The organism is Phenylobacterium sp. (genome assembly GCF_036402295.1).
Taxonomy (GTDB): domain Bacteria; phylum Pseudomonadota; class Alphaproteobacteria; order Caulobacterales; family Caulobacteraceae; genus Phenylobacterium.
The window spans coordinates 1-5902 of the sequence record NZ_DASWTE010000296.1 but is presented as its reverse complement, the minus strand read 5'-3'; the positions used below and the strand labels follow the sequence as shown (position 1 = coordinate 5902).

6 protein-coding genes are annotated in these 5902 nt (G+C 71.2%); 4 read left to right on the top strand and 2 right to left on the bottom strand.

What is annotated here, in order from left to right:
• The 4 genes from VGD44_RS17885 to VGD44_RS17870 all read left to right on the top strand — a co-directional run.
• A partial coding sequence (locus VGD44_RS17885; protein ID WP_331089613.1) for a hypothetical protein occupies positions 1–200 on the top strand: 200 nt, incomplete at its 5' end.
• A gap of 91 nt (positions 201–291) precedes the next feature.
• Complete coding sequence (locus VGD44_RS17880; protein WP_331089612.1) at positions 292–648, top strand: GFA family protein; 357 nt, start codon at positions 292–294, stop codon at positions 646–648.
• A 13-nt stretch (positions 649–661) separates the two neighbouring features.
• Positions 662–1651: an MsnO8 family LLM class oxidoreductase gene (locus VGD44_RS17875; protein ID WP_331089610.1), complete on the top strand. Its 990-nt coding sequence runs from the start codon at positions 662–664 to the stop codon at positions 1649–1651.
• Positions 1652–1867: 216 nt separating this feature from the next.
• Positions 1868–4711: a S8 family serine peptidase gene (locus VGD44_RS17870; protein WP_331089615.1), complete on the top strand. Its 2844-nt coding sequence runs from the start codon at positions 1868–1870 to the stop codon at positions 4709–4711.
• A gap of 3 nt (positions 4712–4714) precedes the next feature.
• Here the strand turns inward: VGD44_RS17870 and VGD44_RS17865 are convergent, their stop codons facing one another.
• Positions 4715–5530: a hypothetical protein gene (locus VGD44_RS17865; RefSeq protein ID WP_331089608.1), complete on the bottom strand. Its 816-nt coding sequence runs from the start codon at positions 5528–5530 to the stop codon at positions 4715–4717.
• A partial coding sequence (locus tag VGD44_RS17860; RefSeq protein ID WP_331089606.1) for a glutathione binding-like protein occupies positions 5527–5902 on the bottom strand: 376 nt, incomplete at its 5' end. The genes VGD44_RS17865 and VGD44_RS17860, both read right to left, overlap by 4 nt.

Sequence of the window (5902 nt, the reverse complement as noted above, 5' to 3'; positions counted from 1 at the left end):
CGCAGGTGCTGCGCGAGGTGATGGACTGGGTCTTCGAGACCACCGAGGCCACGGCGCTGCACCTGGACGTCCACCTCGACAATGCCCGCGCCCACCACGTCTACGTGCGTGAGGGGTTCGTCGAGCAGGGCCAGGTCGACGAACTGCACCGCCTGATGGAGATCCCCCGCGCCCGCTGGGCCGAGCTGCGCGGCCGCTGATTACGGCCAAGCCTGCACTGGACAGCGGCCCTTGGGTCGCCCAGCTATGGGGGCCTGCCCGTCGCAAGAGCGGGGCGCAAGGGAGAGCGCGATGATCAAGGCCGCCTGCCATTGCGGCGCCGCCAGCCTGACGGTCCCGGCGGCGCCCACCGAGGTCACCGAGTGCAACTGCTCGATCTGCCGCCGGCTGGGCGCACGCTGGGCCTACTACAACCCGGCCGAGGTGACCCTGCCCGCGCCGGCGACCACCCAGGTCTACGTCTGGGGCGACCGCATGCTGGCCTTCCATCGCTGCAAGGCCTGCGGCGTGGCCACCCACTGGCAGAGCCTGGACGGCTCGCGCGACCGCATGGCGATCAACGCGCGGCTCGTGGATGATCTGGACTGGAGCCGCATCCGCATCCGCCAGTTCGACGGGGCGGCCACGTGGGCGTACGTGGACGAGTAGGCGTGGCGGCGAAGTGAAACTCTCGGTTCTCGACCTGTCGCCGGTGACCGGCGAGGCCACCCAGGCCGAGGCGGTGCGCCAGACGATCGAGGTGGCCAAGGCTGCCGAGCGGCTGGGCTACCACCGCTTCTGGCTGGCCGAACACCACAACATCGCCGCCCTGGGCTCGCCCAATCCGGAGATCCTGATCGCGGCGCTGACGCAGCAGACGAGCCGCATCCGCCTGGGCTCGGGCGGGGTGATGCTGGTCAACTACTCGCCGCTGAAGGTGGCCGAGACCTTCATGGAGCTCGAAGCGCTGGCGCCCGGCCGCATCGATTTGGGCCTGGGACGCGCGTTGGGGGCCGATGCGCGCACCGGCGGGGCGCTGCGTTCGGTGGGCTCGGACGCCTTCCCGCAGTACTTCCACCTGCTGTCGGCCTGGCTGCTGGATGCGTCGGGCAAGGTTCCGATCCCCGCAGGCCATCCGATCCACGACATCAAGGCCAACCCCTCGGGCCCCTCGCACCCGGACGTGTTCATGCTCTGCACCTCGGAGGAGAGCGCCACCTTCGCCGGGATGATGGGCCTGGGCATGGTGTTCGCCGAGTTCATCGCCCGCACCGAGGCCGGCCCGGCCATCACCGCCTATCGCAAGGCCTTCGAGCCGTCGCACTATCGCACCGAGCCGTGGGCCGGGACGGCGGTGATCGCCTTCGCCGCGGAGACCGAAGAAGCCGGCTGGCGAGGCGACGCGCCGCGGCTGGCGGGCACGGTGGCGATGCTGTCGGGCCGCCGGCGGCGGTTCACCACCATCGCCGACGCCGAGGCTTTCCTCGCGGAGTGGAAGGGCACGCCGCTGCTGGCCGACGTCGAGGGCCGTACGATCGCCGGCGAGGCGGGCGCGGTGCGCGCCCGACTGGAGGACAAGGCGAAGCGCGTCGGCGCCGACGAGGTGTTCGTGATGTCCGCCGGCCCGTCCCTGCCCGACCGGATCCGCTCGCTGGAGCTGCTGGCGCCCTGAACCGGGGACCGACCTCGCGCATCGGGAGAATCCGGTCGCCGATCGGCATAATGGGTTCATAGTCGGCGCGCCACGGGGGCTGGCGGAGCAGAACGGGGTCGGCCGTTGGCGGTCGTCGTCGCCCGTTCCGCGCCGCGGGATTCCGGCAGCGACGTGTTCCGCCAGGCGCTTACCAGTCCCGCTTCAGGTGGCGCAAAGGACGACGTTTTGCCCGCGATGGACCAGATCACCACGTTTCGGAGCTTCGACGTGCGCGCCGGGACGGTGCTGGTCACGTTCGAGCCGGGCGCGAACCTTGCGGCCCTGTCGCCCGCCCTGAAGGGCCTCGCCACGGCCGCGGACCGGGCGCTGGACAACCCGGGCGCCGGCATGGTGCGCCTGACGCTCGCGCCGGGGCTCGATCTGGAAGCGGCGCTGGAACGCCTGTCGCACCTGCCCGGCGTGCGCTCGGCCCAGCCCGACTACGTCCTGCGCACCTTCGGCGAGGAGGACGAGGACGGCGACCCCGACCCGACAGCCGACGCCAACCTAAGGGCGACCGATGTCTCCAACGACCCGGGGTTCACCGGCGGCCAGACCTGGGGCATGTACGGCGACAGGACCGCCAAGGCGAACGCCTTCGGAAGCCAGGCTGGCGAGGCGTGGACGGCGGGCTACACCGGCTCGACCAAGGTGGCGGTAGGCCTGCTCGACACGGGCCTCGACTATACCCATCCCGACCTCTACCTGAACGTCTGGCTGAACCCGAACGAGATCTCGATCGCGCTGAAGGCGGCGCTGGTCGACACGGACGGCGACGGGCGGATCGGCTTCCGCGACCTGAACAACGCCGCCAACTCAGGCTGGGTCAGTGACCTCAACGCCAATGGGCGCATCGACGCCGGCGACCTGTTGCGGGACAGCCGCTGGGAGGACGGCGTCGACCAGGACGCCAACGGCTACACCGACGACCTGATCGGCTGGGACTTCTTCAACCACGACAACGACCCGTTCGACGACGCCGGTCACGGCACCCATGTTGGTGGGATCATCGCCGCCCAGGGCGGCAACGGCGCCGGCGTGGCGGGTGTCACCTGGTCGACCCAACTGATCGTCGCGAAGTTCCTGGGGCCGAACGGCGGCTTCACCTCCGGGGCCGTGCAGGCGCTGGATTATGTGACGGCGCTGACGGGCGCGGCGGGCGGCGGCGATATCGTCGCGACGAACAATAGCTGGGGCGGCGGCGGCGCCTCGCAGGCGCTGACCGACGCCATCGTGCGCGGCGCACAGGCGGACGTGCTGTTCGTCGCCGCGGCCGGCAACGGCGGGACGGACCAGGTCGGCGACAACAACGATGTCGTCCCGAACTATCCCTCGAACGTGGACACCACGGCCGCGGCCGGCTTCGACGCGGTCGTGGCGGTCGCCGCGCTGACCTCGACCGGCGGACTGGCGTCGTTCTCGAACTACGGAGCCGTCAGCGTGGACGTCGGCGCGCCCGGCAGCGCGATCTACTCCACGATCCCTGGTGCGACCTACGGCACGATGAGCGGCACCTCGATGGCCACGCCCTTCGTCACCGGCGCGGTGGCGATGTACGCTGCGGTCAATCCGGGGGCCAGCGCCGCGCAGATCCGGGCCGACCTGTTCGCCACGGCGGCGCCGACCGCGTCGCTCGCCGGCAAGACCTCGGCCGGCGGGCGGCTGGACATCTCGAGCTTCATCTACAAGGTGTCGCCAGGCGGGGCGACGATCGTGGGCACGTCGGCGGCCGACACCGTGTCGCTGATCGCGGCGCCCGCGGGCCAGTCGAAGGCCAGCGTCTTCGACGACACGCTGTGGGGGGCGGACGGCGCCGACAAGCTGGACGGCGGACCCGGCGCGGACCGGCTCATCGGCGGCGCGGGCAACGACACCCTGACGGTCGACAACCCCGGCGACGTCGTGGTCGAGAACCCGGGCGAGGGCGTCGACCTCGTCAACAGCGCGATCAGCCTGACGCTGGGTCCGAACGTCGAGAAGCTCACCCTGACCGGGCCCTCGCCGCTCACCGGGACCGGCAACGCGCTGGACAACACCATCACCGGGAACGGGGCCGCCAACGCGCTCTGGGGCTTGGACGGGGCCGACGCGCTGACCGGCGGCGCGGGCGACGACACGCTCACCGGCGGGGCCGGCAACGACAAGCTGACCGGCGGGACGGGCGCCGACTGGATGGCGGGCGGCGCGGGCGACGACACCTATGGCGTCGATGCGGCCGGCGACCAGGTCTCGGAGGCGGCCGGCGAGGGCTCGGACCTGGTCAGCAGCACGATCACCTACGCGTTGGGCGCCAACCTGGAGAAGCTGACGCTCACCGGTACGGCGGCCGTCAACGGGACCGGAAACGAGCTGGCGAACACGCTCACCGGCAACGGCGCTGTAAACCAGCTCGACGGCGCGGACGGCGCCGACACCCTGACCGGTGGCGCGGGCGCCGACACGCTGGTCGGCGGGGCCGGAAACGACAAGCTGACCGGCAGCGCCGGCGCCGACCGCATGCAGGGCGGGACCGGGAACGACACCTACTACGTGGACGATCCCGGCGACGTGGTGATCGAGGCGGCCAACGAAGGCGTCGACATCGTCGTGAGCACGGTCGCCTTCACCCTGGGCGACAATGTCGAGAAACTGACCCTGACCGGCTCCGCTCAGGTCAACGGCACGGGCAACGCGCTCGGCAACACCATCACGGGCAGCCCGGGCGCCAACCTCCTGAGCGGCGCCGCGGGCGCGGACACCATCATCGCCGGCGATGGCGCCGACACCCTCGACGGCGGCGCGGGGGTCGACAGACTGACCGGTGGCGCCGGGGTGGACCGGTTCGTCTTCCAGAAGGGCCAGGCGGCCGGCGACAATGTTGTCGACTTCGCCGCGGGCGAGACGCTGGAGTTGCACGGCTGGGGGGCAGGCTCGACGATCGCCCGGCAGAGCGGCAGCCTAACCAACTGGATCGTCACCGACGGCGTCACCGGCGAGACCGAGGTCGTCAGCCTGTCGAACAAGTACGTCCTGGTCTCTGGCGACTGGATATTCACCTAGCGGTCAGTCCGAAGCCTTCCAGACGCCGTCGACCCGCGCCACGCTGGCCCACTCGCCCTTGCCCAGCATGACGGCCGCGGTCTCCCGGCGGATGACGACGCGCTGCGCAGCCCGGAGTTGGCGGACCATCTGGGCGGCCATCTTCGGCGCTTGCTTCAGGATCTCGGGCGGGACGGCGTCGAAATTCCGGGCGCCGTCCTCGGTGGAGAGGGCCGCGGCGGCCTTCCAGTCGGCCCGGCCGATCGCTTCGGCCCGGGCCAGCAGCACCTTCACCGGCTCGGACGCGGCGGCGGCCGGCCCCTTGAGGTCGGCCTCGACGGCGTTGGTGAACACCGGGGCGCTGAACTCGAAGACCATGCGCTCGCTGGCGTCGGCGTTCAGCTCGCCGACTACGCGGGTCGGGTTGGCCTCCAGCCGCTTCCAGAGGCCCTCGCTGTTGCTGATCGTCGTGGTGGCCATCGAGTAGCCGGGCTCGGGCTTGGTCAGGATGGTGGCGACCAGGGACGTGCGGTCGGCGGGGTCGAAGTTGAGCAGCAGGCCCTCGAGCTTGCCTTCGCGGGCCAAGCCCCACACCGGCGGAAAGGCGATCCCGCAAAGGGCCGAGACCGGGACCTTCCGGTCGCTGAGCAGAACGCGCAGCCCCTTCTCCCTGTCGTCGAAGCCCTCGGCGTTGTCGATCGCCAGCGCGATCGCGTGGGTGACCTTGAAGTCGACGCCTTCGTCGTTGTAGCGGCCCTGGGCGACGCCCTCGTCGATGGCGAAGGCCGGCCGGGCGATCAACGACGCGCCAGCGGCGAGCAGGACGCGGCGGGCGATCATGCCGGGGCCTTTTGGGGCATGCCGGCCGCGGCGGCCGGCCGGGCGCGCATGGCGTCGGCCCAGCGCGCGACGTTCGCCAAGTCGTCCGGCAGGCGGAACTTGATCATCCGGCCGAAGTCGAGGCCGATGAAGGCGATGATGTCGGCGATGGTGATCCGGTCGGCGGCCAGCCATTCGCTTTCCGCCAGCCGTCCGTCGAGGATCTTCAAGGCCCTCGTGGCGCCCTGGAGGCTCCGCTCGCCCGACGCCGGGTCCTGCTTCTCGAGCGCGGCCATCGCCGGGTGGGTGTGGCGGACGCCCATCATGATGGGTGTGGCGACCATCATCTCGGCGCGGCGCAGCCACATCTCGATCACCGCCGCCTCCTCGGGC

Bases quoted from the DNA above. Each gene is read 5' to 3' on its own strand.
- VGD44_RS17880 (WP_331089612.1), top strand. From the start codon at position 292: ATGATCAAGGCCGCCTGCCATTGCGGCGCCGCCAGCCTGACGGTCCCG.
- VGD44_RS17870 (WP_331089615.1), top strand. From the start codon at position 1,868: ATGGACCAGATCACCACGTTTCGGAGCTTCGACGTGCGCGCCGGGACG.
- VGD44_RS17865 (WP_331089608.1), bottom strand. From the start codon at position 5,530: ATGATCGCCCGCCGCGTCCTGCTCGCCGCTGGCGCGTCGTTGATCGCC.